This is a genomic window from Rhodococcoides corynebacterioides NBRC 14404 (assembly GCF_001894765.1).
Lineage (GTDB): Bacteria > Actinomycetota > Actinomycetes > Mycobacteriales > Mycobacteriaceae > Rhodococcoides > Rhodococcoides corynebacterioides.
Map to the genome: position 1 here is coordinate 183,314 of NZ_BCWV01000001.1, position 25,949 is coordinate 209,262.

At 63.9% G+C, this 25,949-nt stretch carries 28 protein-coding genes; 11 read left to right on the forward strand and 17 right to left on the reverse strand.

Annotated features, from left to right (window positions below; genetic code table 11):
• Window positions 1-28: 28 nt before the first annotated feature.
• The 10 genes from RC2_RS19255 to RC2_RS19360 form a co-directional block, all read right to left on the reverse strand.
• Window positions 29-643 (reverse strand): CatB-related O-acetyltransferase, encoded by a 615-nt coding sequence (locus RC2_RS19255; protein WP_068151779.1) that lies wholly within the window; start codon window positions 641-643, stop codon window positions 29-31.
• 116 nt (window positions 644-759) lie between these two features.
• Window positions 760-1,758 (reverse strand): GDP-mannose 4,6-dehydratase, encoded by a 999-nt coding sequence (locus tag RC2_RS00910; protein WP_068151781.1) that lies wholly within the window; start codon window positions 1,756-1,758, stop codon window positions 760-762.
• A gap of 311 nt (window positions 1,759-2,069) precedes the next feature.
• On the reverse strand, window positions 2,070-2,891 hold the full coding sequence (locus RC2_RS18530) for a hypothetical protein (protein WP_139277213.1): 822 nt from the start codon (window positions 2,889-2,891) through the stop codon (window positions 2,070-2,072).
• A gap of 584 nt (window positions 2,892-3,475) precedes the next feature.
• Window positions 3,476-4,855 carry a lipopolysaccharide biosynthesis protein gene (locus RC2_RS18535; RefSeq protein WP_139277214.1) on the reverse strand — a complete coding sequence of 460 codons (1,380 nt, stop codon included), beginning with the start codon at window positions 4,853-4,855 and terminating at the stop codon, window positions 3,476-3,478.
• Between the two features lie 2 nt (window positions 4,856-4,857).
• A complete protein-coding gene (locus RC2_RS19350; RefSeq protein ID WP_082895701.1) occupies window positions 4,858-5,391 on the reverse strand; it encodes a serine acetyltransferase in 534 nt (177 codons plus the stop codon).
• Window positions 5,388-6,224 carry a glycosyltransferase gene (locus RC2_RS00920; protein WP_139277215.1) on the reverse strand — a complete coding sequence of 279 codons (837 nt, stop codon included), beginning with the start codon at window positions 6,222-6,224 and terminating at the stop codon, window positions 5,388-5,390. The genes RC2_RS19350 and RC2_RS00920 overlap by 4 nt, the downstream gene beginning before the upstream one ends.
• A 196-nt stretch (window positions 6,225-6,420) precedes the next feature.
• A complete protein-coding gene (locus RC2_RS19355) occupies window positions 6,421-7,233 on the reverse strand; it encodes a glycosyltransferase family 2 protein (RefSeq protein WP_282955893.1) in 813 nt (270 codons plus the stop codon).
• A 166-nt stretch (window positions 7,234-7,399) separates the two neighbouring features.
• Window positions 7,400-8,473, reverse strand: a complete 1,074-nt coding sequence (locus RC2_RS00930; RefSeq protein ID WP_169818410.1) for a glycosyltransferase — start codon at window positions 8,471-8,473, stop codon at window positions 7,400-7,402.
• A gap of 59 nt (window positions 8,474-8,532) precedes the next feature.
• Window positions 8,533-9,321 (reverse strand): WecB/TagA/CpsF family glycosyltransferase, encoded by a 789-nt coding sequence (locus RC2_RS00935; protein ID WP_346243065.1) that lies wholly within the window; start codon window positions 9,319-9,321, stop codon window positions 8,533-8,535.
• Window positions 9,322-9,518: 197 nt separating this feature from the next.
• A complete protein-coding gene (locus RC2_RS19360; protein WP_072680910.1) occupies window positions 9,519-10,361 on the reverse strand; it encodes a glycosyltransferase family 2 protein in 843 nt (280 codons plus the stop codon).
• 293 nt (window positions 10,362-10,654) lie between these two features.
• Between RC2_RS19360 and gmd the strand changes: the two genes are divergently transcribed.
• The 6 genes from gmd to RC2_RS00965 all read left to right on the forward strand — a co-directional run bounded on the left by gmd (window position 10,655) and on the right by RC2_RS00965 (window position 15,806).
• Window positions 10,655-11,677 (forward strand): GDP-mannose 4,6-dehydratase, encoded by a 1,023-nt coding sequence (gene gmd, locus RC2_RS00945; RefSeq protein ID WP_174552277.1) that lies wholly within the window; start codon window positions 10,655-10,657, stop codon window positions 11,675-11,677.
• Between the two features lie 5 nt (window positions 11,678-11,682).
• Complete coding sequence (locus RC2_RS00950; RefSeq protein ID WP_068151786.1) at window positions 11,683-12,654, forward strand: GDP-L-fucose synthase family protein; 972 nt, start codon at window positions 11,683-11,685, stop codon at window positions 12,652-12,654.
• A gap of 1,240 nt (window positions 12,655-13,894) precedes the next feature.
• On the forward strand, window positions 13,895-14,491 hold the full coding sequence (locus RC2_RS00955; protein WP_068151787.1) for a GAF domain-containing protein: 597 nt from the start codon (window positions 13,895-13,897) through the stop codon (window positions 14,489-14,491).
• Window positions 14,491-14,694, forward strand: coding sequence for an ANTAR domain-containing protein (locus RC2_RS00960; protein ID WP_139277217.1), 204 nt, complete (start codon window positions 14,491-14,493; stop codon window positions 14,692-14,694). Before RC2_RS00955 ends, RC2_RS00960 begins: the two co-directional genes overlap by 1 nt.
• A gap of 90 nt (window positions 14,695-14,784) precedes the next feature.
• Window positions 14,785-14,934 carry a hypothetical protein gene (locus tag RC2_RS18790; RefSeq protein ID WP_156509768.1) on the forward strand — a complete coding sequence of 50 codons (150 nt, stop codon included), beginning with the start codon at window positions 14,785-14,787 and terminating at the stop codon, window positions 14,932-14,934.
• Window positions 14,931-15,806 carry a type II toxin-antitoxin system death-on-curing family toxin gene (locus tag RC2_RS00965; protein ID WP_068151796.1) on the forward strand — a complete coding sequence of 292 codons (876 nt, stop codon included), beginning with the start codon at window positions 14,931-14,933 and terminating at the stop codon, window positions 15,804-15,806. The genes RC2_RS18790 and RC2_RS00965 overlap by 4 nt, the downstream gene beginning before the upstream one ends.
• Window positions 15,807-15,812: 6 nt before the next feature.
• Here RC2_RS00965 and RC2_RS00970 read toward each other — a convergent pair whose 3' ends face one another.
• Both RC2_RS00970 and RC2_RS19260 read right to left on the reverse strand, forming a co-directional pair.
• The gene (locus RC2_RS00970) at window positions 15,813-15,998 is read right to left on the reverse strand and encodes a hypothetical protein (protein ID WP_068151804.1); all 186 of its coding nucleotides are present in this window, start codon (window positions 15,996-15,998) and stop codon (window positions 15,813-15,815) included.
• A gap of 64 nt (window positions 15,999-16,062) precedes the next feature.
• Entirely contained in the window at window positions 16,063-16,194 is a 132-nt protein-coding gene (locus RC2_RS19260; protein WP_281250834.1) for a hypothetical protein, read from the reverse strand.
• Window positions 16,195-16,253: 59 nt separating this feature from the next.
• Here RC2_RS19260 and RC2_RS18540 point away from each other — a divergent pair, with 59 nt between their 5' ends.
• The 3 genes from RC2_RS18540 (at window position 16,254) to RC2_RS00980 (ending at window position 18,771) form a co-directional block, all read left to right on the forward strand.
• A complete protein-coding gene (locus tag RC2_RS18540) occupies window positions 16,254-16,442 on the forward strand; it encodes a hypothetical protein (RefSeq protein WP_139277218.1) in 189 nt (62 codons plus the stop codon).
• Window positions 16,439-17,710, forward strand: a complete 1,272-nt coding sequence (locus tag RC2_RS00975; protein ID WP_068151806.1) for an O-antigen ligase family protein — start codon at window positions 16,439-16,441, stop codon at window positions 17,708-17,710. Before RC2_RS18540 ends, RC2_RS00975 begins: the two co-directional genes overlap by 4 nt.
• A gap of 260 nt (window positions 17,711-17,970) precedes the next feature.
• A complete protein-coding gene (locus RC2_RS00980; protein WP_139277219.1) occupies window positions 17,971-18,771 on the forward strand; it encodes an SGNH/GDSL hydrolase family protein in 801 nt (266 codons plus the stop codon).
• 139 nt (window positions 18,772-18,910) lie between these two features.
• Here the strand turns inward: RC2_RS00980 and RC2_RS00985 are convergent, their stop codons facing one another.
• The 4 genes from RC2_RS00985 to RC2_RS18550 form a co-directional block, all read right to left on the reverse strand.
• Window positions 18,911-19,480: a hypothetical protein gene (locus RC2_RS00985; RefSeq protein ID WP_068151808.1), complete on the reverse strand. Its 570-nt coding sequence runs from the start codon at window positions 19,478-19,480 to the stop codon at window positions 18,911-18,913.
• Between the two features lie 221 nt (window positions 19,481-19,701).
• A complete protein-coding gene (locus RC2_RS18545) occupies window positions 19,702-20,067 on the reverse strand; it encodes a hypothetical protein (RefSeq protein ID WP_139277220.1) in 366 nt (121 codons plus the stop codon).
• Between the two features lie 308 nt (window positions 20,068-20,375).
• Window positions 20,376-22,631, reverse strand: coding sequence for an outer membrane protein assembly factor BamB family protein (locus tag RC2_RS00990; RefSeq protein WP_068151811.1), 2,256 nt, complete (start codon window positions 22,629-22,631; stop codon window positions 20,376-20,378).
• A 350-nt stretch (window positions 22,632-22,981) separates the two neighbouring features.
• Window positions 22,982-23,758, reverse strand: coding sequence for a variant leucine-rich repeat-containing protein (locus tag RC2_RS18550; protein ID WP_139277222.1), 777 nt, complete (start codon window positions 23,756-23,758; stop codon window positions 22,982-22,984).
• 709 nt (window positions 23,759-24,467) lie between these two features.
• Between RC2_RS18550 and RC2_RS01005 the strand changes: the two genes are divergently transcribed.
• Both RC2_RS01005 and RC2_RS18795 read left to right on the forward strand, forming a co-directional pair.
• Window positions 24,468-24,809 (forward strand): hypothetical protein, encoded by a 342-nt coding sequence (locus RC2_RS01005; protein ID WP_068145324.1) that lies wholly within the window; start codon window positions 24,468-24,470, stop codon window positions 24,807-24,809.
• Complete coding sequence (locus RC2_RS18795) at window positions 24,806-24,955, forward strand: hypothetical protein (RefSeq protein WP_156509721.1); 150 nt, start codon at window positions 24,806-24,808, stop codon at window positions 24,953-24,955. The genes RC2_RS01005 and RC2_RS18795 overlap by 4 nt, the downstream gene beginning before the upstream one ends.
• Window positions 24,956-25,254: 299 nt before the next feature.
• Here RC2_RS18795 and RC2_RS01010 read toward each other — a convergent pair whose 3' ends face one another.
• Entirely contained in the window at window positions 25,255-25,947 is a 693-nt protein-coding gene (locus RC2_RS01010; RefSeq protein WP_068145405.1) for a GAF and ANTAR domain-containing protein, read from the reverse strand.
• Window positions 25,948-25,949 lie beyond the last annotated feature (2 nt).

A 25,949-nucleotide genomic window follows, 5' to 3' on the forward strand; every position in this document is an offset into this window, starting at 1 on the left:
GTGCCCGACTGCCTCGGGCGGGTGGAGACTAGGACGACAGTGAGGCGGCGTGCCGGCGCAACGAAATCAACGCTGCGCGTGTGTCTTTCGCGACGAGCTCGTCGGCGAACCGTTCGACGTCCGCGTCCGGCCAGTTCCACCAGGCGATGTCGAGCATCTCCTGTGCAACGTCGGGGTCCAGTCTCGGTCGAACCAGCCGAGCCGGGTTGCCGGCCACGATGGTGTACGGAGCAACATCCCGCGTGACCACACTCCCTGCGCCGACCACGGCGCCGGTGCCGACCGTCACACCGGACACGATGGTCACCCCGGTGGCGATCCACACGTCGTGTTCGACGATGATGTCGCCCTTCGACGAGGGGTGCCCGTCCGACCCTGCACCGGGGAGGCCTCGACGCATCCGGACCGGGAAGGTGGAAAGTCGGTCGGTCGGATGATTTCCACCCGCGATCAATCGGACGTCCTCGGCGATGGAGCAGTAGCGACCGATCCTGATGCGGGTGTCGTCGTGCTCGAACAGGCGGACTTCCGGGATCCCGTACGTGTGTGCCCCCACCTCCACTCGCCCGGACTCGACCAGTTTTCGAAACACGCGGAGGCGGTAGCCCTCCGGGACGAACAGGCGGAGCGCGGTGTCGAGCACGTGGGACCTCTCGCGGCGGGACGTTCGTACTCGGTCACAATACCTACCGGCCGGTCCTGGCAGGGTGGACGTCACGCGAGTGAGCGCAACGCGCGAGAGCGGGCGGGGGTTGGAGGTTACGACGCCAGTCCGGCGGCGCGCTTGGACTGCTCGTCGACGTCGTGACGCACCATCATGCGCACCATCTCGTCGAAGCCCACCTGTGGCTCCCACCCGAGCGTGCGACGAGCCTTGGACGAGTCACCGACCAACTGCATGACCTCGGCCGGCCGGACGTAGGCCGGGTTGATCTCGACGTACTGCTCCCAGTCGGTGAGCCCGACCTCGTCGAACGCGACGTCGAGGACGTCGCGAATGGAGTGCGTCTGTCCGGAGGAGATGACGTAGTCGTCGGCCTCGTCCTGCTGAAGCATCAGCCACATGGCCCGGACGTAGTCGCCGGCGAAGCCCCAGTCGCGACGCGCGTCCAGGTTGCCGAGCTCCACCGTGGGTTGCAGGCCGAGCTTGATGCGGGCGACGGACTGCGAGATTTTGCGGGTGACGAACTCGGTCCCACGCCGGGGCGACTCGTGGTTGAACAGGATGCCGCTGCTGGCGTGCATTCCGTAGGACTCGCGGAAGTTGATGGTCATGTAGTGCGCGTAGACCTTGGCGACGCCGTAGGGGGAGCGGGGCCAGAAGTGCGTGGTCTCGGCCTGCGGCACCTGCTGGGCCTTGCCGAACATCTCGGAGCTGGACGCCTGGTAGAAGCGGACCTGCTTGCCGGAGCTGTCCTGATAGAAGTGGATGGCCTCGAGCAGGTTGAGGACGCCGCCGCCCGTGACGTCGCTGGTGAGGCGAGCGTTCTGCCACGACGACGCCACGAAGGACAGAGCGCCGAGGTTGTAGACCTCGTCCGGCTGGCCCTTAGCCACCGCACGCATGAGGCTCACCAAGTCGAGAAGATTGCCGCTGATCAGCTCCACGTACGGGTGCGTGACCTGCAGTTTCTCGACGCGGGGGTTGTTCTGGCCGGCGACGAGCCCGAAGACGTCATAGCCCTTGTCGTGGAGTAGTTCGGCCAGGTACATGCCGTCCTGACCGGTGATGCCGGTGATGAGTGCTGAATTGGTAATGCCGACCTCCGAATATCGGTGCGTTGGCCCCTACCTACCCTTCCCTCGAGGTTCGAAACTTAGTGCGCCATCTTGTCTGTTCTCCAGACCTGCACGCCATCTGACTCGCCTCGTGGCTATGGCAGGATTTCTGTTCGCCCGGTCAATGTGGGAGCAATGGCCGTGTTATTGGCGGCACGGCGTGAGGCACTCTGTTGGGGACAGGCGGACGGGATCCTGCGATCACTCGCAGGCATCAGCGCTGTACGTCTTCTGAACCTGCGGTGCCCTGCTTCAGTTCAGCGAAGCGTCTCGTGCTTGCATGTCGACGGTTAGTCTTCGACTGTGATGCTCCCTGATCCGAGGTCGACGCAGGTGAAGCGAAGTGGGCGAGGTACGGGAACGACCGACGCATGCTGGATGGCGCCAAACCAGGAGCGCGAGGCCGATCGAAATCCCGAAATGATAATAATTTGCGCGAATAGGAGAGAAAATAGATTCCAAATGCCCTGAAATGTGACATACATTGGCAAAGCTGATCGGATAAGGGGGCTCGCTATCGACAGCGCAACTAGGGTACGAACGAGGAGTATCAGGAATACTGCCGCCAACGCGAGGCCGACGATACCCATTGCGACCCACAGATCCCATGCTATCGAGTGGAGTTCAATGCGACCTCCGAACATCACGTCGTCGACGCTAGTCCCCCCAGCGACGGATCCGATTGCACGCATCCCTTCTTTACCAGCTTCCATATCGGAACTGGTCGGAATTTGCGAGAAACCGTAACCAGATGGACTCGTTTTCAATAGCTCGATGAAAGCTCCCCATTCAACCCGGCCGCCGAATATTCCGCTCTGCTCCTGCTGGATTTCTTGACGCGCGGCAATGGTCGAACCAAAGAATCCAGAAAGATTTAACGCCGTCAGCAAGCGTAACAGGATGAAGACCCCAACTGCGGCTGCGGTAGAGAAAACAACAACGCGTCCGACAGAAATATTCCGATTCCTCGAACCTTTGGCGGCAACGGTCAGGGCAGCCGACAAACATATAGTTCCGAATAGATACCGGGTAACCAAAAGTGCGGACACAAAGGGCAGGGACACCGCTACTGCGACCTGCACCAGTGGTCGCCGATACAAGTCCGACGCCAAGAGCAGGATGATAACGCCTCCTCCCCCGCCATATTTCCAGAACGCCTCCAAATCCAGATTCGGACGCGTTACGGAAGTGTCGACTAGTATGCCTAGGCCAGACACCGCCGCCGCTGCTCAAACACCAACCGTTGATGAGCAGAAAAGAAACACACCAGCACAAATCACCATAGATATGATTTGTGTAGCTTCGATAAGTGCCTGGAGTGTTCCGGCGGGGGGGAGTAGAATCACCACGGCCGAGGAAGAGAAAAAACCCGAAGTTAAAGCTATGCCCGCAACCGCCAAAATCAATCTGAAAAGGGCGTTCCGGGATGCAGCGGAAAGGGCTACTGGCGCGCAGGCTACACCAATCGCAGCCCCTATAGTGACCGACTCGAACCCAGGTAGCCGGACTGGCACCGTCAGCGCCAGGAGCGCAGCGAAGTACCACTGAAACCCTCGGACTACGCTCACCGGGGTTTGTGGATTCACTACTGGACTACTCATCGTTGATCCTGTCGGTTACGCCCCTGGACGAGTTGAGGTGCTTGTTCGGTAGCCTAGTCGACCGCGGCGGGCCACGCGCAGAGTGGCCCAGGCCGTCACGCTTCTTTGTTTCCGACGTTCACCGCAAATACCTCCGTGTTTAGACGACTTAAACGAATATACCTTCGAGCCGCCAAGAACGTTGGCCACAGCTGGGCCAAAAAGATCGACAGGCTCAACGCGACCAATGCGCCCCCGACTCCGTATCGTGGCACGAGGGCCAGGGTCAGTCCTACTGATAAACCTGCCATTACTGTTACAAGAACGGCTTGTCCGAGTAGGCCGCCTTTGCTAGTCAGCAGCATGGCGCTCGGTTGATGCAATGCGAACGCGATCAAGTAAGGAACGGCGCATAAACAGGTACCAAGCGACACCGCGACCGCTCCTGAAAGCAGCCAGCGGCTTACTACTGTCACAGAAACTACCAGCAGGGCGCCGCCGAAAAAGCCGAGAAGTCCGAATATCAATACGTGCCTTCCCAGGTCGCCTTCTCCCATGTAGCCAATGCGACTCCGGTACGTGGGCCATAGCGCCTGAGCTATAACACCAATTACGGACATGGTTGGCAGAAGGTACTGCATTATCAGAGAGTATTCAGCTAGCGCGGACGCTGTGGAAAGATGGGAAACCAATATTCGCTGAAATTGCAGCCCGACCGTTAGTCCAATCGATATCACCAGAAACGATGCTGACTGACCGACTACTGCCTTCACGTGGAACCCCGATGCCCCCGAGAAACAGAAGAATTTGAGACGCCCGCCTGCTTGTCGCCTTCCAAGTCGGTCCGTGAGTAAAGCGACCAGTAGGAACGCAACGGCGGGAAGTACAGCTAACTGGGAAGCTGACGTCGCAATAAGGGCAACTGGGATCACGCAAGCTATTTGAAGAAGCGGGTTCAAAATCGCGACTTTTGTGACTAAATGCATCTTGCCTGAGCCTTGCAGCGCACGTGCGCCTGTTCCGAGCGGAATTGATACTGCAAGTAAAGCGAGGACTGCCCCGCACGCCACATTAGTCGCAGGGTCCTGCGGAAGGCCGAGAACAGATGGCCAGCCAATGGTGACTGCGACCGCGAGGTCGGCTGCAATTAGTGTAAGTGCAATTTTTGTCAACAGGGCCCGCACACTGCTGAAGGATTTCTCGAACGCATGGTTGCTGATGCGACCTGCACTGCAATCCGAGGACGCATTGAGTACGGCTACTCCCAAGCCAAGGTCTGCAAATGGCAGCATTGTTAGCAACGCACTTAGCAGAGCAAAGATGGCAAAACCAGATGCTCCAAATTTCTCCACAATAACAAACGCGGACAGGGTTCCGGATGCTGCACCCAACACGAGGCTTATAGACCGGTATGCCCCGACTTTCGCGAATCGAGACTTAACGACTGCCGCGACCTTCGCACGAGGCGAAGGCTTGACCACGCCCATGTTGTCCACGTTCAACTCTTGCGCGGCTTCACCGCTGCTGGGTTTCCGTATGCGATATGGGCGGGAGGTACTGATTTGGTGACCACGCTACCCGCACCGACTGTAGAACCTGCTCCGATGGTAAGCCCGCCGATGACTACAACATTGGCGCCCAGCTCTGCGCCGTCTTCTAGCACCGGGCACGGCCCACCGGGGTATGCGTGCCCAAGGGTAGTACTCTGCCGGAGTACGACGTCCGCGCCGATGACACATCCGTCGTTCACTACCAACCCGAACCCGTGATGAATGCTCAACCCAGGTCCGCACACGGTCTTTGGGCGTAGCTCGATTGACAGAAGCACTTCGGTGTAGATGCGGTACGCGACTATCATCGGATATGCGCGTTTCTTTGGGGAATCACGATCGGCCATAAGGAACTGCGTTACTCGGAACAAAAAAAGCGCGATCTGTATCCGCGGGTTACGGCGGTTTGCCCTGATATCCCGCCGGATAAACGGAAATACGCTCTTCCTGGTGGGCCAGTAGTCAACGTTTGTAGCCGTCATTGCCGCGCCCGAATCTGCCTGCTCGCCAGGTCTTTTAGAACAGCAATACCTGTGAGGCAAGCGGTGGCGGTACTATCCAGAAATTTCGGTCCGACCTGTAGTCCTAGCGCTCTACGCGCGGCCTGCATATCTTTATAGTGGTGCCTCTGGGGACGTTCCGTGCCCGCGCCTGTTATGTCGAAGTCGCAGAGAAAATGCGGGACAACTATTGGCGGCGTGATCGTTGCGCATTTCATCATGAACAGTTGGTCGGCGCCCAGGCCGTGGGCGAGATCGTAGTCGCCGGCCGACGCCAAGACGTTCTTACCGAAAAAGGCAGCCTGATGGGGAATCGACTTCCCGCCGAGCGAGAACCTGGCAAGATTGAACGGTGCGCTTCCAAAAGCCCCGTGAAACTGGCCGCGCGGATCGAAAAGCCGTGCCAGACCGTATCCCCATTGCGCGGGGGGATCGGTCAAGTGCTTCAGAGTCGTGGCGAGCGCAGTGTCGTTAGTAAACACGTCGCTTGAGTGCATGAACCAAACCAGGTCCCCGGTTGCCATGCGGATCCCTTTGTTCATCGCGTCATAGCGGCCCTGGTCCGGTTCAGACAAGAATCGCCGGGTGAACAAGTCTTTGTCCGGAAGGGGCGGGCATTCGAAGTTTCGACTCCCCCCATCGACAATTAGGTGCTCCAACTCAAACTCACCTAACTGTCCCTCAACACTTGCAGCTGTTCGACGGAGGCCGTCAGCGTCGTTGTACGAGATGGTGACCACGCTTACACGCGTCCGATTCTTGTCGAGGCCGGCCTGGCCAGCAGACGAGGCAATGTCCATCAGCACACCCTTCACGTCCTTCGCGGACTAGCGGTCCGAGGCAGAGTACTTTGACCACCGCCGCTACAGCGACGCCATACCGAAATCATCTCACATGGCATCCGACTCTTCTGACCGAGCGAACCGGCCCACGGAGTTGCCAGCAAGCGCTTTGGGCGGCGCGATCGGTACGCCGCGGGTGCGCCCATCGCGGAAGCTAGCTGATGACAACTCAGCCGTTCGAACGTGGTTTTCGATAGGACTCGCGCATCGACCTCCGCAGCCAGCGCAGCGTCGACCGGATGTCTGTGAGCACGCGCGTTGTTGACCGGAGTTCCAGGTGATTGTTGTCTCGACCAGCGAGAATTTGACGCGCTAGCTGCGCCCACTGGCCCTCGCGAAGAACGTAGCCGTACTCGACCGGCCTTGTTGTGCGATACATCACGAGTGGGTCAGGCGAGCAATGGAGAACGACTGGGAGTCCGCTGAATTTGAGCAGCAAGCCGTAATCTTCAGCGCGTTTGAGACGTTCGTCGTACCCGCCGACGGCCAGGACGAGCGATCTACGAAAGGTGACCGAAGGATGGGGGATCGGCATCTCATGCTTGGATTGCCGTCTACGGATACCGCTTGCATCGCAGGGCCAGTACGAGAGAACTGGACCGCCCCACCGGCCGAACTCGAGCAGTTGGCTAGATGTTGCGCCGACCTCGGGTCGTCCATCGAGGAGCTCGACTTGCCGTTCGAGTCGCGTCGGGAGGGCGACATCGTCTGAATCTAGGATCGCTGCGTACGGGGCCCTTGCTTCTCGTAACCCGAGGTTGCGAGAAGCGGCAGCACCGTTCTGGCCGGCCGTTCGAATATGCTTGATCCGGGCGTCATTGGCCGCGTAGGAGGCAACCGTCCTATCCGTACCATCAGTCGAGCCATCTGAGACCACAATCAGTTCCCAGTCAGTCAGCGTCTGGGCCAATACCGACTCAATGGCATCAGCCACCGTCAGTTCCGAGTTCCACGCGGCCATAATGACTGAAACGCGAACCAACGCTACCCACCTTGCGAGCTTGCCGTTGCAGGGCGATCAGCCGTGCTCGGACGAGCCTACCTGCACAGCGATGGCTTTCAGCCTGGTCGTGGGTAGTGAGGCCAAAAGTCATCCGTTCGGACGACAGCACGGTTGCGACGCATCTACTACGCGGCACTGAGCATGCTTATCGGACTTCAAGCACAGTCTCGTAGAAGTTCTGTATCGCGGATAGCCACACGTCTGGGGTGAACCGCCGTCGGAAGAGTTCAACAGCACCGCTGGTGGCGCTAGGAGAATTGATGCCGGAAGAGAGTGCCGCTTGTTTGTAGTTTGCGTTGTCGGCGCGGCGCATGACCCAGCCAGACTGTAGGGATGTGAGCAGCGGGGCGGCTGCGACATTTTGCGTAAGAATAATCGGCGTACCGACGGACAGCGCCTCGATGGCGACTGTGGGTATTCCTTCCCTCCAGAGGCTTGGCATCACCAAAGCTTTAGCCGACCGAAGTAAATCGAGCACTTGATGTCTTGGCAGTGATCCGCGAAAGACGAAGTTTGGGTCCAAGTTGGCGCGGCGCTGCACGGCATCCTCTAACGGCCCACTTCCCGCTATGTGGAGCGGTATCTCATTAGGCCATTCATCGATCAGAGTCTGAACGCCTTTCTCTCGTGTCAGGCGACCTGCGAAAACGAAGTTTGTCCGGCTCAGGTCGTTGGCAGGTTGCGTCCGGCCGAAATTGGGGATGCATCTCACCGGTGTCAGGGGGCTGAGCTGTCCAAATAGCTGCTCGGCATGAGGATTCAGCACTACTATTCCGGCTACTGAATGCACAGTTTTAGAATGGGCTCCGTTGCTGCGCGATGCGATTGCGAGAGGCAGGGTCGCAAGCCTGGAATCGCGGTAGCATCGGTGGCGAACGGCGCGAATTGTTCCGTGTTCGAGGCACTCGTCGCAATCATGGCCGTCGCGCCACAAGGTAGAGGCTGCACACACTGAACGATAGTTGTGCAACGTGGCTACCGTTTTATGTCCCCACTTCGAGATCCACTGATGTCCCCAATTCGGAAAAAGGTTATGCACGTGCACAATGTCTGGGTTGAACTCGGATAGTTCTTTGGTCGGATCGGGACCCCACGCGCCGGCAGCGCTGATCGCTGCACCAGCTTTATAGATAATGGATGGATTTGTATCGGGTGAACGTCGCGCTACTGTCCGAACGTCGTGGCCGGCTTCCGTCAATGCTCGAGCTTGGTCGTTCACGGCGATATTTTCACCGCTAGGTTGTGCGGTCGAGTAGAAACTGTGGACCAGTGCTATCCTCATCGCGCCGAACGCTTCGCATACAGATAGGCGGCCCACAGAAAATGAACGTTTCCGATTAGGTAACGTCGCCACAACCGCCTTGGCTCACTGACGAACCGGAAAAACCACTCGAGATGCCAGTTCTGCATCCAGGTCGGAGCTTCACGAGCAGTGCCCGCTAGGAAGTCAAAGGCAGCGCCAACGCCTACCGCCGGTCTGCCGACGGCGTCTACAAGAGCAGCAGTGAAGAAATCCTGTTTCGGGGTTCCGAGCGCTACCCACACGATGTCTGCATTCGAAGCCTTCACCCGCGCGGCCGTCTCCTCTACAACTTTGTCGTCCACCGCTCCGAACGGGGGCGAAAAGGTTCCCGCTATTCGGATTCCCGGAAAACGAGCGCGGGATTCTGCCACCAGTCGGTTGAGAGTGCCATCGGTCGTGCCCACGAAGAAATGCGAAACTCCAAATTGACGACCCCGATCCAAGCTGTGTGTAAACAAGGAGGGCCCCCTGACACGCGAAGAGTCCCGCCGCCCGGTGCCGGCATTCATGAACCAGACAACAGGCGACCCGTCGGGCAGGGTCAATCCTGGCCCGTTCAGTACGTCTCTGTATTCGGTTCTTTGTTGCGCCAGCGCCACGCAGTATGCGTTCGAAAGTCTGACTGCTTTGGGTGTTCGCTCTCTTGCTAGCGTCAGCACCTCACCGACTGCGGACGCCAAGTCCGTTATCTGGAAGTTCACACGCGCTACGACGGCGACGTTGGACTGGCTCTGACCGTCATGCGCGTGTTCAATGCTCATCATACTCCCAAAGGCCAACTAGTTGCGTGTATTTGCCGTGTCTGCAGATTCGGCGCCGTGTAGGTGGCGCCCCGATCGAAGGGTAGCGGAGTCACGTCGCGCGTGACTCCGACGTGATCCGAAGCAACTTCTTTCGTGTGACGCAGGGCGTCTGCCGGGTCTTGCTGCGGCGCGTGCGAGCTTCCAGCGGGTGAGTGGTGCTATCGATACCGAGAAACTGCACCGGCAGTCAACTTCACGGTCTCCGTATCGGAGATGCCGCGCTCGTTCATTCGGCGGCGACCCCACTGCGCAATAGAACGTGCGTCGGCTAGTGTTGATTGAGGGAACCGTGCTGGTCGAATATCGCACGCTCCCTTCAACACCCGTTTCCGCGCAAGCGAAGCGAACCGACCACTCCAAATCGCGTATTTAATACTTAGTGGTCTTTGAGTTCGATACGAAACGAGGACCGTATTTAGACATGCCAGTCGATCCCGCCGCAGCTTCAGGAAGAGTGCGTAATCTTGCGACCTCTTACAGTGAACGTCGTAACCCCCGACTTCACGCACCCTGTCTGTGCGGAGCATGCAGGAGGGATGTGGTAGCGGCATTGCGTTCCGGCGCTGCCGATTTTCAATTTCTAAAGTTGACGTCGGCCACGAACTCGTCGATGGGCCACCCCAATCGCCGAACTCCTCTAGTTGGCTGGCGACTGCGGTGAAGCTCGGATTGTCCTGTAGGAATTCGTACTGTAACCGCAATCGGCCTGGCTTAGAGCGGTCGTCTGCATCTGCCACCGCGAGCAAGGGCGCGCGCGCGCTCTCGATTGCGAGGTTACGACAAAAGCCGGAACCGCGGTTGCTCGGGAGGGATATGACACGTATTCGTGTGTCTTTGTCCGCAAAAGCTCGTGCGAGAGAGAGGGTTCCGTCGGTAGAAGCGTCATCTACTACGATCAGTTCCCAATTTTGAAATTCCTGGTCGATTATTGATTGAATGCAGTCAGCAATTGTCGCTTCTGCGTTGAAGGCTGCGGTAATTATCGATATCGCTGGTAGCATCCTGTTCTCCGACTCTGGGGGCACGTCTTGGATGGGCCTGGTGGGCGGGGTCTGGGAGCGTGTCTCGCTGGATGGTAGACGCGAGGCAAAGGTCGCGCGAATCGGGCGGCACCAATCTGGGGCCGCGTCCCGTTTTTGCTGCGAGATTTGGTGTCGTGTCCCAGGCAGGGTCGACGAGGGTGGCGCCTTCCCAGTTTCTACGCTGTTGGCGCTCGATTGCCTTGGCGAGCGGCGGTGCTACTGGTGCGCTACCGTTGGCCTGCGCTATGAGTACAAGGATATGGGGACTTACTGTGAAAACTGCGCTTATCACCGGTATAACCGGTCAGGACGGCTCGTATCTTGCCGAGTTGTTGCTGTCGAAGGGTTACACGGTCCATGGCTTAATTCGTCGGTCGTCGACATTCAATACGTCGCGTATCGATCACCTATACGTCGACCCCCACAACCCCGACGCAAAGTTGTTCTTGCACTACGGCGATCTCAGTGACGGCGCACGACTCATCACCCTGATGTCTGAGATCGATCCCGACGAGGTGTATAACCTCGCGGCCCAGTCCCACGTGCGCGTTAGCTTCGACGAGCCAGAGCACACCGGCGACACCACCGGCATCGGGTCCATCCGCCTGCTGGAGGCCGTGCGCCTCGCCGGCGTGAAGTGCCGCTTCTACCAGGCGTCGAGCTCCGAGATGTTCGGTGCGTCTCCGCCTCCGCAGAACGAGGAGACGCTCTTCTACCCGCGCTCGCCCTACGGTGCGGCCAAGGTCTACTCCTACTGGGTGACCCGCAACTACCGCGAGGCGTACGGACTGTTCGCGGTGAACGGCATTCTGTTCAACCACGAGTCTCCTCGGCGTGGTGAGACCTTCGTGACCCGCAAGATCACGCGCGCCGTCGCCCGAATCAAGGCGGGGCTCGAGAACGACCTGTACATGGGCAACCTCGACGCCGTGCGGGACTGGGGCTACGCCCCCGAGTACGTCGAGGGCATGTGGCGCATGCTGCAGGCGGACGAGCCGGACGACTACGTCCTGGCGACCGGTGGCAACTACAGCGTCCGAGACTTCCTGACCACGGCCTTCGAGCACGCCGGCCTGGACTGGGAGAAGCACGTCAAGTTCGACGAGCGCTACCTGCGCCCCACCGAGGTCGATGCGCTCGTCGGTGACGCGAGCAAGGCCGAGCGGGTCCTCGGGTGGAAGCCCTCCGTTTACACGCCCGACCTGGCGAGGATCATGGTCGACGCCGACATCGCCGCGCTGGAGCACGAGGGTCGCCCCTGGATCGATCGCCCCGACCTCCCCGACTGGGCGTGAGGGCGGTGGAGCAGAGCACCTTCACACCGGCGCCGCTCGATCGCGATGCCGTCACCTACGTCGCCGGCCACCGGGGACTGGTCGGGTCCGCCCTGTGGCGGCACTTCGAGGACCAGGGGTTCACGAAGCTGGTCGGACGGACCTCGTCCGAGCTGGACCTGAAGGACCGCGGCGCCGTATTCGAGTTCTTCCGCGAGACGCAGCCTCGGGTGGTGGTCCTGGCGGCCGCCAAGGTGGGTGGCATCCTCGCCAACAGCACCAATCCCGTCGACTTCCTGTCCGAGAATCTGCAGATCCAGGTCAACGTCCTCGACGCGGCGCTCGAGCAGCAGGTGCCGCGGGTCCTGTTTCTCGGCTCGTCCTGCATCTACCCCAAGTTCGCGGACCAGCCCATCCGCGAGGACTCGCTGCTCACCGGACTGCTGGAACCTACCAACGATGCGTACGCCATCGCCAAGATCGCGGGCATCCTGCAGATCCAAGCCGTGCGTCGTCAGTACGGCCTGCCGTGGATCTCGGCCATGCCCACCAATCTGTACGGGCCCGGAGACAACTTCTCGCCGACCGGCTCCCACGTTCTCCCTGCACTGATTCGACGCTACGACGAGGCCCTGGCCTCGGGCGCCGAGTCGATCACCAACTGGGGGACGGGCTCGCCCCGTCGAGAGTTCCTGCACGTGGACGACATGGCCTCGGCCTGCCTGCACCTGCTCGAACACTTCGACGGACCGCAGCAGGTCAACGTCGGCACCGGTGAGGACCAGACGATCAATGAGATCGCCGATCTGGTCGCCGCTGCGGTCGGTTACACCGGCCGCATCGAGTGGGACACCACCAAGCCGGACGGGACGCCGCGCAAGCTCCTGGACGTGTCGACCCTGCGGGACAGCGGATGGTCGCCTGCGGTTCCGCTGGATCAGGGCATCCGGAGCACCGTTGAGTGGTACCGAGCGAATGCGGGACACGTGCGCGGCTGATGTAGAACGCCTTCTTCGCCGAACGCACGGGGCGTTATGTGACGACGAGCCGCGGCCGGAACGGTTGTGGCGGACCACGCGTTCCCCGACGGCCAGTTGGCCGAGGCGGTGCCCCCGTCCGGCGGCGTCTCCAGCTCGGCGCCGGCCCTTTGGTGCGGAGCACGCCGCCGTACGGGATGTAGGTGCCGTCGCGGCCCGACATGGCCGACGATCGCTGCGCCAGAGCCGTCGAGTTGTATACCAGTTCGGTCGCGTGGCGGGCGGTGGCCGACGCGCCCGCACGGAACACGCTGCGGGCAACGGTGGCCCCACTTCTCGCGCTCCCATTCCACGCCGTCGACATTGACGACGGTGGGAATGCCGCGGGAGCGCAGCATCGGCAGCCAGAAGCCGTTGGCGACGTATATCACCAGCGCGACTTCCGGTCGCACCCGAACGGACGCGTGGACTGCCGAGGTGAATCCGTAGGTGATGGTGCTGAACGATTCTCTGTCGAGTCCTCGGGTGGTGACCGCCTCCACGCGGCGGTCGCGCTCGGGATCGTGCTGGTCGACGTCCGCAGGCCTCCCGTAGACGACGACGCGCCAGCCGTGGTCGACCAGGTAGGGAGCGAGCTGCCGGACGAGCTTTTCGAACCCACCGTAGTAACTGGGTATCCGCGGGTGCCGATGATGCAGACGGTTCTACCCACGCAGCACGCTCGTTTCGATGGCCACCGCAGTTCCACTCCTCGTCCCGGAATGAATGTCTGTTCCCGCAGCCATCTTCGACTGACGCGCGAAAGATCAACCGACGGTGGTCATTTGCGCTCTGTGACGGCGACACGCATTCCTGTGAATGCCGTCGCCGTTCCTGCGGTCGGCGTCCTTTCGGGCCGGACGCCCGTTTCCGGTCGGGATGCGATCGGCGGGACCGATCGGAGAGCCCGTGGCAGCCGTCGCGCGGGACCGCCGAAGTGGGGAATGCCTCGAACCGGGCGCGGTGAGGATGGGGTACGTTTCCGGTGCTCGGTACATCCTCCTGCCGATCGATCCGTATTCGCATCGATGCGGTGTGGCCTCGTTCAGGCCCGCCCCCGCAGGAGTGATCGTGACTTTCTTTCCCGCCGCGTCCCTCCGCCCTGGTGCCGGGGGTGATTCCGCCATGCTCCCCGCGGCACCGGGCTGAGCGTCCCGAACCACCACACCGTCACCCTGTCTCCTCGCCCGCGTGGCTGCTTCCGGTTCGGAGTACCTCTCGAATGCTCACCAACTCGTCCGACAACGATGCCGACGACGTCCTCCTGTCGGTGGCCGACACCGTGTCCGCTCTCTCCACGATCACCGACGTCGACGCGACGGTCGAACGGATCTGCCTCGACGCGGTCGACTCGATCGACGACGCCGAGGCGGCCGCGGTGACCGTCGTGCGGGACAGCGGCCCGGACACCATCTGCTCGACGGTCGAGGGCGTTCTGGACGTCGACGCCGCGCAGTACGAGACAGGGGAGGGGCCGTGCCTCGAGGCGATCGCCACTCAAACCCTGGTGGTCGCCAACGGGACGGCGCCCGCCGATCGTTGGCCGGCGTTCACCCGGCGCGCGGCCGGCAGCGGCTACCAGAGCTTCCTCTCGGCACCGCTCGCGATCGATGCGGATTACTCCGGTGCGCTCAACCTGTACAGCCGCCAGCCCGATGCCTTCTCGACGGTCGATGCCGCGGCCATGCGCATCTACGTCAGCGTCGCCGTGACGGCGTTGAGTGCCGCGCGCCGGGCCGCGGCGGCTCAGGCGCAGGTGCAGCGGTTGCTGGGCGCCATGAACTTCCGTTCCAGCATCGAGCAGGCCAAGGAATCGTGATGGTGATGCTGAACGTCTCCGACGAGAAGGCCTTTGACCTGATCAAGTGGCGGTCGCAGGAGACCAACACGGCGGTGCGGGTGCTGTGTCGGCAGCTTCTGGCCGATGTGGCCGCCAACCCCCTGCTGGATCAGAGTGTGTCGGCGGAGTTCGCGAAGTTGCTCATGACCGCGCACGAGCGGGTGGGGGAGAGCGGGGCATAGGCACCGCTATCGACTGAGATCGAACCGCGGTCCTCGCGCGATGGTCCGCCCGACAAGCCACTTCTTGACGGCGCACGTACCCTCGTGGGCATGGGAAAGGTGCGCGCCGACGCTGACCAGCGGACCGAGCACGTCTCGGACGACCGCGATGGCGTCACGTACATGGACGAGACGAAGGCCGATCGCTTGCTCGACAAGCACATGGCCCGCTGGTCCACCCTGCTCGAACGGCTGAAGTGACCATCGAGTACCTCTCCGTCGACACCCTCATTGTCATCAACGCGCGCCAGGACGGTGACGTTGGTGTGCGTGAGATGGAGGGGGTCGAGGCCAACGCCTTCCGCCCGCAGTCGGGGTTCGGTGAACAGGACGTATTCGAGGACGTGTGGTCTAAGGCGGCTGCGTACGCCCATGGCATCGCCTCCACCCAGTATTTCCACGACGGCAACAAGCGCACGGCGTGGCTCGCTGCCAACATGTTTCTCGACGGCAACGGCTACGAATTGCCGCCGATCGCGGACATCGAAGCCGAGATGTTCATCAACGCCGTCGCGCTCGACGCCTGGAAGGCCGATGGCGACAGGGCAACGATCGAGAAGGCCGCGGAGTGGTTCCGGTCGCGATGGGAGAACTCGCGGGCCGGCTCGGTCCACGACCCTCGAATCGAATTCGCCTATCTGGCGCATGGCGTTGTTCCGAACGGCACCGGAACGTGGTCTGCGTACGATCTGGGGGCTTACCAGGTTCAGACCTTGTCGGACTTCCCCTTGAAGCAGGACGTTTCCGTGATATGTCGAATCCACTGGCGTCCCGATGATGTGCCGGCCGGTCTAGCGGTTGCCGCGACGATCCTGCCTGCGAATGCCAGTGACGCCCGCCGCCCCGATCGCTACAAGGCTCAGTTCCAGAAGGCGCACACACCGCCGAGTGGGCACCAGCACCATCGCTTCGGCGTGATGCCCACTCTCGCGGCCGTGACTCTGGAACCGCTATTCCACGATCCCGGCGATTACACAGTGCGGCTGTACCTCGGCGACGATCTCGCAGCCGAGATGCCGTACCGCGTGAGTGCAGGATCGCCCACGCCCGACACCGTGCCGACCTGGAAATAGCGTCCGTCAGACCTCGTACGTCACCGGCGACGGGGGCGACAATGCCTCCGCGACGGAATCCGGCTTGTCTCCATGTTCGCGCATCAAGTCGGCCAGATCACTGGACGACACGATGATCCGATATCCCGGCTCGTCCGGGAGGTCCGACGCATCCCCCGACCACACGTGCAGATCGACGAACGTCGCGACCACACCGTCCTCCGCTTCGGCTGCAGTACGGATGTCGTCGGCGGTGACTCTGAACGTGGCGTTGTTCCTATCGGGGTGAGACGGCGGTGGCGCCGAGGCGGGCCAGCAGCGCGTTGCCGCGGCTGGAGAAGCGGACGGAATCCGACCGCATCCCGTAGGGGTCGGAGCTGTTGATGGTCGACGGGATCGACGCCCCCATGCACCGCTATCGCCCCGCTCGACAGGCGCCGAGACCGGGCGGTCGGGCATGATGCGACGATGGACAACGATCCCTGGCGCGTCGGAGATCGACCCGCCCAAGTGGGCTGGTTCGCGGCCGGCGCTCTGCTCGCGGGCCTGTCCGCTCTTGCCGTGACCACCGAGTACCGCGCGTTCGCGGCCTTCGGCGTCGTCGCGGGGCTGATGTGGACGTTCCTTGCGTGGCGCACCGCCAGGAGCGAGCAGTGACCGCCGCGCTGCGTCCCGCGCTGCCGTTCACGATCCTCGTCGGTGCCCTGTTCCTCGCATCCGGCGACGGACTGCGCCAGTTCCGATTCGGCGCACTGAACGGGTCGTCGATCGTCGGCCTGCTCGCGACGTTCGCGCTCATCGTGGGCGTTCTGCTCCGACTCGTCGACAACGGCACCGTGTCCGCAGGGAAGCGCGAGCGGCGACTGCGCCCGTTCCACGCCGTGCCGATCGCGCTCGTTGTGTGGCTCGGGTGGAGCCTCGGCATCACCGCGCTGACCGGCGGCCTGAGCGGCACCATCGCGCACCCGATCACCATGTACATCGGCCTGGTCGCCGGGATGTGGCTGACCGCGCAGCGGTCCAGCGTCGGCACCCCGGACGTGCTACTGAAATGGTTCCTCGGAGCGAGCACGATCCTAGCCGCCATCTACGCGACGCAGATCGCGCAGTACGGGTTCGAGCCCGACGGAGCGATCACACGCCGCGCGTTCGCGCTCACCGCGATGGTCGCCATCGCGTATCTGTCCGCGCACTGGAAGAAACTGGGCGTGCTCGGCCGGCTGCTCATCCTGCTACTCGGCTTTGAGATCGCGATGAGCGGGTCCCGCACCGCCCTCCTCGCCGCGGCAGTTGCGTTCGCGCTCGCCGCGATGGCCCGCAACCGCGGCCGACTCCGCACCGTCTTCCTGCGGTCGCTCACCGGCGTCGCAGTGCTCTACGCCCTCGTCACCTACTGGGCGCCGCTGCGCGACCGGTTCCTCGAAGGTGACGGCGGCAGCATCGGCGGCCTCCAGATCAACACCTCCGGCCGCGAGTACTTCTGGGGCAACCTGCTGCGCGCCTACCGCGAGAACCCCGAACTCGGCGGGGGAATCGGTGAGGCCGAACGGGTGATGGTGCGCTACACCCCGACCATCAACCAGCCGCACAACGACTACCTGCGCATCCTGGTCGACACCGGACTCGTCGGGCTCGCGCTATTCGTAATTGGTGTCGCCCTGCTCGCCTACCGCCTGTGGCGGTTGGCGTTCCTGGACGACACCGATCACCGCGAGCTGCACGTCGCCGCGCTCCTGGTGCTGCTGACGTTCCTGGTCGCTGCCTACACCGACAACCCGATCGTCTACCCGTTCGTGGTCTACCCGATGGCCGCGATCATCGGGTGCTCGCTTAGCCGCATGGCGTTGGCGCAGCGATCGAAACGGGCCGACCAGGGCGGCGCACGTGCTGTCGACCTCCCCGCTCATGACATGGTGCAGCGATGAGCGCACTGCGGTCGGCCCTCGCGTGGCTCCGTTCGAAGGCAGCGCGAGGGCCGATGCCGTCCGACACCGGGTGGTGCGACTGGTGCGAAACCGAGCCGTGCAGCCCCGAGTTCGGCCTGTCGTCGTTTCAGGGCTCCTCGGCGTACTGCTCTGAGAATGCATCAGCGAGGCCGAGCAGTACAACAGGGCGTGGTGACGTCCGGCTATCGGCGCCTCCGCTCGACAGGCGCTGAGACCGCCCGGTCGGGCATGATGCGTCAGTGACTTCCACCCGCGCCCGCAACGCCACCCTCGCTGTCGTCGCGGTGGTCGTCCTGCTCATCGGCGTCGGCCTCATCTGGGATTACCAGCGCACCACGGCGCCCGCCGAAGCGACAGCCGAGCGGGTCGCGCCGCCGAGCCTGGACCGGCTCGCGCGGATCACCGTCCCGGAGAATCCGACGCTGCTCATCATGGGCGACTCCTACACCGAGGGCTACAACGCAGCGAACCAGCGCGAAAACGGCTGGGCCTACCTCGCAGCTCGCGCGTTGAACTACCCCCGCTGGTCCGTCGACGGCGTCGGCGGCACCGGGTTCACATGGGGTGGCGGAACCGCCGGCGACACCGACATTTTCAATCGGTACGACCAGCGCATCCTTCGCAGCGCCGAGAACGGGCTACAGCCGAACATTTTGGTGCTGCAAGGCGGTCAGAACGACTACCGCGCCGAGTCGGAAGACTTGACCGCCGCCGTGCTGTCCACGATGCAAACGGCCCGAGACGTGTGGCCCGGCGTGCAGATCGTGCTCATGACACCCTCGGCCCCGCAGCCCCTCGGGAACACTCTCAAGCCGACGGCCGACGCAATCAAGTCGGCGGCGCTCGCCACCGACACACCGATCATCGACCCACTCGCCTACGGGTGGTTCACCGACGCAAACTCCCCGCAGTACGCGAACTTCGACGGGTCGCACCTGAACACCGAGGGGCACCTGTTCCTCGCCGAGCGATTCCTCGAGCAGTACGCGAAGCGGGGCGGCCCGAACCCGCCGCCCCCGCTCCCCGCTCCGGCCGTCTGATACTCAGGCCGCGATCCCGAGCATCCGCGCTTCCGCGGCGGCGGCGACGTCGTATCCGGCCGCGTTGGGGTGCAATCCGTCCGGCATGAGCAACGCTGCCAGACCTCGGGGACCGGATGCCATTCAGGTGGCCGAGGCGTCACGCCCACGTCGTGAGCTGTCTCCGCGCCTGGTGCGACCAGAGGTAGCCGTTCCACATCACCATCTCGCCCGGTGTCGCACTCGGGTAGGACTCCAGGAGTTCGGCGCGCGCACCGGGGTAGGCGATGGCGAACAACACTGACCGGTTTCCGCCGGAGGTGTTGTCGTTCGCGATGCAGTAGTAGACCCCGGTGGCGGGGTCCACCGCGCCGTAGAACGCGGAGCGGAAGAACATGTCCCTGTCGACCATGCAGTTCCGGCCCGTCTGCGACCCGCCCGCGGCCTTGTTCAGTGTCACCGACGTCGCGGACTGCACCGCGTTGATGTAGATCGCGCCGCCGGAGTCGATCGCGGCGAAGTTGTTGACGAACCGGATGAGGCGGCCGACGTCGGCCTGAGTGAAGGCAGCGGTGGCACTGGTGAACGTGGTCGAGTTCTGCGTCAGGGCGCCATCGGTGAACAGGCCGCGGCCGGCGGGGGCGCCTGGCACGGCGGTGAGGTAATGCAGGTTCGGTGACGCGATCAGGGCCTGAGTGGGATCGTCGCGGTCGTTGGCGAACGCTGTCATGGTGCGGCATCGCCCGCGTCGTTCGAGGAGCCGACGAACTGGTTGACGGTGGCGTTGTACTAAATGGGATCCGCGGTGCGGTTCGCGGGCGACGAGGGAATGTTCGGCGGGCCATCGGTCGCCTGTCCGCTGCCATTGATGGCAGAGATGATGCAGCCTTCCTGGACCTACGCCGAGCTCATGCCAAACGGATTTTGTTTGGCATGAACTCAACGCGGGCTTTACACGTTGAAATGCTGGTTCGGCGCACTGACCCAAATGCGCTGACTGATGTTGTACACGGGAATGGCCACCGGGCGCCACCAAGACTTGCACCAAATGGCTCCGGTCAAGTTGTTGGCAGTCCCGACCTTCGCATTGATGCGAATGGTATCGCCAACGGCCTTGGGAACGCTGCCGTATTGGGACCCCATTTGCACGGCGACAACTCTGCCCCCACCCATCTGGCTGCACCGCCAATCCCCGAACTTGACCGTAACGGTCGGAAGGGCAGCTTGTGCGGTGGAGGGTGGAACGATGATCGGCCCCACTAGTCCAGCCGCGATGACACTCACCCCGGCAACGAACTTCTTCAACTTGTTGGACATGTTTGGCTCCCTGATGTCGGGGGGTGATTGGTTGGAGCGATTTGGTACCGATCGAATGCTCCTGACCGGAACCGTAGCGCAGGGCGGTCCATCTTCGCGTAGTGCGAACGGTCGAATTTCGAAATACGACTCGGGAGATGTGGACGCAATGCGGCACAGCTCGATCTTTTTTGAGGGAGCAGATTCTTTGGCGTGGAGGCGTAGGTTGATGGTCGCCATCACTAATGTTTCTGAGAAACAATTTGTGAGTTGGCGTTACTGCGCACCGGGGACATCTGCGGACGAAAGCCCAGCACGCCTGTCGTGGTTCACCGACTCGCCGTACTCCCCGCAATCGGGTGCGTAGCGCTGATCAGCTTCGCGAAACAGTGGTCGGCGTCGAGGCCGTTCTGGTCGCACCACCGGTTGGCTCCGGCGGGGTCCGAGAACGTGGCGCCGGCGGCCGTCACCCAGAAGTCCGAGAAGCTGAACACGCTCCACTCGCCGGACCACATGAGCTTGACGTTCGGGTACTTCAGGCGCAGGTCGAGGTGTTCGGCGAGGGTGGACGAGTTGTTCCACGTCATTCCGTCGGCGATCAGGCCCGGCTTCTTCGAGCTCAACTGCGGAACCCACCGCTCGCCGAGGTCCCGCAGGATGACGGGCCGGTCCGCGTTCGCGATCGCGCGCAAGGCGTCGAAGGCGGCGGACTCGGACGTGCCGGTGACCGGCTCGGCCGGCGCGGAGGCCGTGACCGGTTCGACGTCGGAGCCGAGCTGCGCCCGCGCGCCCGCGGAGTCCCCGCGGTCGCAGTCCACGACGTACCTGGTCCCAGCGGACGTCGAGCCCCTGGTCGAGCCCGTGGACGAGTCCGGAGGCAACCAGAAGGAGCCGACCGGGAAGCGGAACGACTGCTGGACCGAGCTTTCTCCACCGCCGCTCGAACCCGAGCCGGTGGTGTCGGATCCCGGAACCGCGAGGGGAGTCTCCGACATGTCGAACAACGCGGAGGCCACGTTCGCCCCGCCGCGCGTGATCGACAGCCGCATGGCATTGGACGACAGGACGTCACCCGCCGGGCAGGTGGCCCGCACCTCCATGGTCACCACCAACGCGCCGCTGTCGGTGGTCACCTCGGTGGGCGTGAACGTCGGCGGAGTCCCGCACGCCGTCACGTAGGAGTCGGACGAGTCCGAGCTCCCGGCGCCGGCGTCACCGGCCGCGATCGCCCCGGCGGGCGGGCCGGTCGGGTCGAAGCGGTGCAGTGCGTCCGATCCCGCATAGATCAGGCCGTCTCCCGCGGGCACCAACGTGCCACCCCGTTGGTCCACGGGGGACAGCGGAACGCTCCACAATTCCGATCCGTCCTCCAACGAGAAGGCGGCCAGCGTCGAATCCGCCGCCGACAGGAACGCGCGACCGTCGGTCGCATCGACGGTCGCGCCGCGGCGAGGCGCCGTCCACAGAGTGTCGCCCGTCGCGACGTCGAGTGCCTCCGTCCGGTCACCGGACGGCACGATGATCGTCGATCCGATCAACGCTGCCTCCGACGTCTTGTCCGCGAGATCGGGCCGGGCCCAACGGAGGTCGCCCGTCACGGGGTCGAGGGCTCCGCCGCCGCGATACAGAAATGGTGCAGACGGGTCCGCGTCGGCGACGAAGGCGTAGTCGATCGGAGCGTCGTTCGCGGTCGCCGTGGTGAGCCCGTCGCTGGAGACGATCGCCGGTGTGAACTCGCCGCTCGACGGGCTGTCGGGGCATCGATTGGTCATGACGGCGCGCCCGCCCAGTGGATACGAGTACCCGGTGTTCGAGATGACGAGGTCGCCGTCCGTGGTGTCCGCCACCACGGACGTGCCGGACATCTTGACCAACACGCTTCCCACCACGTCGAAGGTGCTGCTGTCTCCGTTGCCCGCTATCGAGCAGCGATCGTCCGGATAAGACCGAGACCACGAGGCGGTCGGATCGTCGATGGTCCCCTTGCTGATGACCGACGCCTCAGCATCCTGGTCCCAGCCGCTGACGTAGAGGTCGGATCCGCTCACGTAGACGGCGCCGACGTACGCCGCCACCTCGTGGGTGGAGTCGACCGAACCGGTCGAGGCGTCGAGGAATTGGACGCTGCTGGACCCGGGGGTCGAGCCTCGGTCGATACAGGGCAGCCGTCCGTCGAGGGTGGCGTTGGCGCACCCACCGAAGTTGTCGATCACGTGCGTCCACTCGACCGTGCCGTCGGTGGCGTCGACCGCCGCGATGGTCGTCGACCGTGTCGACCCGTCCCGTGCGGCCATAAAAGTGCGTTCGCCATCGACGATCGCCCCGGGCCGTTCGTAATCCTGCTCTCCGAACAAGGGGTTGAAGAAGTAGCTGTCCGGCCCCGGAACCACCGAGGACGGCTCCAGCGACCAGGCCGCAGTCGGTGCCGTGGGGAACGTTCCCCCGGTGAGGGCGTCTGCGACAGTCGCTGTCTCCGTGCCGGAATGGGGCCGCACGACCACGACGACGGCAGCCGCGAGGGCCACGACGACGGCTGCGACAGCAGCCCCCAGAAGGACGACGCGACGACGTCCCGACCGCGGCACGCTGCCCGGTTCCGTCGACGACGCCGGTGCGTCGCCCGAACCGGTGAGCGGTGTTGGTGTCGGCTCTTCGGGGGTTGCCGGACGGTCGAGCGCAGCCGGTGGGGCGGGGGTCGTGTCCGTGGTCGACGGCGGGGCGTCCGGCGTGGCGCGCGGTGACGTCGACAGCGACACAACGGGTGTGGTCGGTCGGGGCTTCTCGGTGCGCTTGGTCAGCGGGACAACCGGCCGCGCCTGCGGGGGCGGTGGCGGCGGCGGAGCCGACTCCGGACCGGCGGACGGGAGGGGTCCGGGCGGCGGCGGGGGCGGCGGTCCGGGTGGTGGCGGCGGCGGTGGCGGCGGGGGAGCCCCGGTCATACTCGTGCGGCCAGGGCGCGTTCGACCTCCGGGTCGCCGAGGCCGCGGAGCCAGTCGAGCAGTCCCGGATAGCAATTGGGGTTGGCTGCCACCGTGGACCTCAGTGAGGGCTCGTGCTCCGCGATCTGTGAGAGCACCGCCTGCGGAGTGGTGGGGTCCGACGCCTGCGCCGCGGTGAAGCGGGACGGAGCGGACGACGGGGCCGCCGACGTGGGCGCGGGGATGACGACGGTCGGGTCGGTGACCGGCGCCGCCGGAACCCCGGACTCCACGGGCTGCTCGCGCGCGAACACGATATCGTTCACCGCCCGCTTGGCCGCCTCCACCTTCGCGCGCTCCGATTTCGAGGCTGCAGCGAAGAGGACGCCACCACCGTGGTTGCGGAAGCCGATGCCGAGTTCGTGCGCCGTGTAGAGCAGAAACGCCCCCAACCCGATCACCAGCAGACCGATCACGGAGAGCGCGGGGCTCAGCGCAGCCATTCCCGCGGTCAGGTACAGCCCCATGATGACCCCGATGCCACCCTGGATGAGCTTCCGCGTCGAGAACGACTCCCCGGCGTTGATCTGGGAGACGTGGCGCAGTGGGCTTGTCTGTTCGTTGTAGCCCCTTGGAATGATGCCGAAGATGGCATTGGGCTGCCGCACGATGACCCGGCGGTCGGTGATGACCATGGTCGTCTTGAACTGCGTCAGAATGATGTTGGGGCTGAACTGCTCCGAGAAGCGTTCACGTTCACCGGGGGCCAGCGTGATGGCGGGGTCTTGGCTCACTGATGGTCCGTTCTGTGTGTATCGACCGGAGAGCCAGTGTTTCCCGTCGGATCGCCGGCCACCATCGCCCGAGTGAACGACAGCCAGGCGCCGACCGCTGCGGAGTTGTCGTCCGAACGAACCAATCTGCGGCACCAGCACGATCACGGGAGCCCGGCCGTGTGACCATCGCTCGTGGCCTCGAACATTCCTGGCATTGGTTCCGTCGGCGCGGGGTGGTCCGAGGCGCTGCGTGCCGAGTCGACCGGCCGCCCTCCCGTGCAGTCGAGGACTTTGTCGAGGGCGGGTGCGGGGGCGTCGCATACCCGGGCGTCAGCGCCCACAACTCGCGTCGAACGCCGGGATCCCGGCGATCGGACCGACTTCGGGGCACTCGCGCCCGCGAGTATCGCCACAAGATCCGCCCGATAGCCGCGAATCGGCGGGTTCTCACCCGATTGTGTGCCGACACTCGCGCTCCCACCTATCTCCGCGATACCCGGGGCGTGACGACTGCGCCGACCGGTAGTGGAATCTGAGCCCCGCTCTCCGGGGCCCACATTCCACAATCGAGGGCAGGTGACTCCAGGACGCGGGACCGACCTTGCGCCCGTGTCCCCGAACCACTTTCGTGCATCCACGTCATTCACACCCGCCCCGCCGACCCGTTGACTGAAGCCATCGGGGGAGCGGCATCCGGCCGCCCCGGGAACGATGTGGGAGAGACGAGATGGTGGGTTCGGCGATCGTGGCGGCCACGGCGATCACGGCGGCACTGGCGGGTGGGGGATCGATCCTCCCGCCGGACATCCAGGGCGTCGTGGAATCTGCCGAGGTGCAGGTGGACGAGTGCTCGCAGGCCGTGCTGTCCAACGGCATCGGCGCGGCCGGGCTGGGGGCGGCGATCGGGGCGTCCGGCGGATGGGTCGGGACGGCGGTCGGTGCCGTGCTCGGCGGTGCCGGCGGGGTGGCGGCGGGCGTCGTCACCGAGTGCCCCCGCGAGATCGAGGGACGGCCCGTGCCGGCGCCCGACGAGCCGCGGGTGGGACACAAGCGCAACTCGCACAAGTGACCCGGAGTCGGCATCTGTTCGTGGCCGCGTTGTTCGCCGCCGCGGCGTCGGTGGGGTTCCTCACCGGCGCCGGGACGGTGGCGTCGTGGTGCTTCGTCGCGGCGTCTGCGGTGTTCGTGACCCGCGCCGTGCTGGCACGCGAGTGACCGGTGGGGCGTCCGCGACAGCTGTGACTGCGAACCGCGCGCCCTTGTAACGATTCTGTCCGAACACCGAAGAACTACCGGGGAACGACGCCGGAAACGGTATCTTTCCCCGAAACGAAGCCCTTCACCCCGGGAGCACGAGATGCGACGTCCTCACTTCGGCCTTCATGCGGCCCTTCTTCGTCGCTACCCGATGAGCCCGTGGCTCCACTTGTTCCCGACCAGGCCGGCGGAGCAGGCAGCCGCGCCCACGCGGGTGAGCCCGCCCCGGACCACGCACGCCGCCTGACCGCAAGCGGCTACTGCAGCCGCGACTCCACGACCTGCTCGGCCAGGGTGACGACCGGGGTGTTGGTGTCCTGGGACAGCTTGCGCAGCATCTCGAACGCCTGCACGGCGTCCACCTTGTACTCCGCCATGATCATGCCCTTGGCCTGACCGATCACGTCCCGCCGAGCGATGGCGCTGGCGAAGCCGCCGAACTGCTTGCTCGCGTGCAGAGCCAGGGCCGCGTGGGTGGCGTAGACCAGGCCGATCTCGCCGGACTCGGTGTCGAACGCCCCGACCTGGTCCGAGAACAGATTGAGCGCGCCCTGCGAGCCCTGGTGGGTGAAGAGCTGGAAGGACATCGACGACCGCGCGGGCGTCTCGGCGATCACGCGCGCCGAGAAGTCCGGCCACCGCGGGTCGGTCTCGATCTCGTCCACCCGCACCATCGGCTGCTCCCACGCCGCCTCGAGGCAGGGCCCCTGGTCCGTCTCCTTCTGCAGCCGATCCAGCGTGTTCATCAGCGGATCGGTGGGGGCCAGCGTCTCGAAGGTCTTGTCCTTGCTGACCAGCAGCACACCGGCGTGCTGCGCGCCCGGAACGTGCTCGATGGCGCCGGCGGTGATGGCCTCGAGAACGCGGTCGACTCCGCCCTCGTCGCCGACGGCGGTCGCGTGCATCTGCCGTGCCGTCTCGGCGATGGCGCGATGGACGTCGATCGTCATGG

What these genes read in the sequence shown, in the direction of transcription:
- RC2_RS00985 (WP_068151808.1), bottom strand. Translation starts at nt 19,480, where the DNA reads ATGACAGCGTTCGCCAACGACCGCGACGATCCCACTCAGGCCCTGATC.
- RC2_RS19350 (WP_082895701.1), bottom strand. Translation starts at nt 5,391, where the DNA reads ATGACGGCTACAAACGTTGACTACTGGCCCACCAGGAAGAGCGTATTT.
- RC2_RS18545 (WP_139277220.1), bottom strand. Translation starts at nt 20,067, where the DNA reads ATGTCCAACAAGTTGAAGAAGTTCGTTGCCGGGGTGAGTGTCATCGCG.
- RC2_RS00935 (WP_346243065.1), bottom strand. Translation starts at nt 9,321, where the DNA reads ATGATGAGCATTGAACACGCGCATGACGGTCAGAGCCAGTCCAACGTC.
- RC2_RS18790 (WP_156509768.1), top strand. Translation starts at nt 14,785, where the DNA reads ATGGGAAAGGTGCGCGCCGACGCTGACCAGCGGACCGAGCACGTCTCG.
- RC2_RS00960 (WP_139277217.1), top strand. Translation starts at nt 14,491, where the DNA reads ATGGTGATGCTGAACGTCTCCGACGAGAAGGCCTTTGACCTGATCAAG.
- RC2_RS00955 (WP_068151787.1), top strand. Translation starts at nt 13,895, where the DNA reads ATGCTCACCAACTCGTCCGACAACGATGCCGACGACGTCCTCCTGTCG.
- RC2_RS19260 (WP_281250834.1), bottom strand. Translation starts at nt 16,194, where the DNA reads ATGGGGGCGTCGATCCCGTCGACCATCAACAGCTCCGACCCCTACGGG.
- RC2_RS18540 (WP_139277218.1), top strand. Translation starts at nt 16,254, where the DNA reads ATGGACAACGATCCCTGGCGCGTCGGAGATCGACCCGCCCAAGTGGGC.
- RC2_RS01005 (WP_068145324.1), top strand. Translation starts at nt 24,468, where the DNA reads ATGGTGGGTTCGGCGATCGTGGCGGCCACGGCGATCACGGCGGCACTG.
- RC2_RS19360 (WP_072680910.1), bottom strand. Translation starts at nt 10,361, where the DNA reads ATGCTACCAGCGATATCGATAATTACCGCAGCCTTCAACGCAGAAGCG.
- RC2_RS01010 (WP_068145405.1), bottom strand. Translation starts at nt 25,947, where the DNA reads ATGACGATCGACGTCCATCGCGCCATCGCCGAGACGGCACGGCAGATG.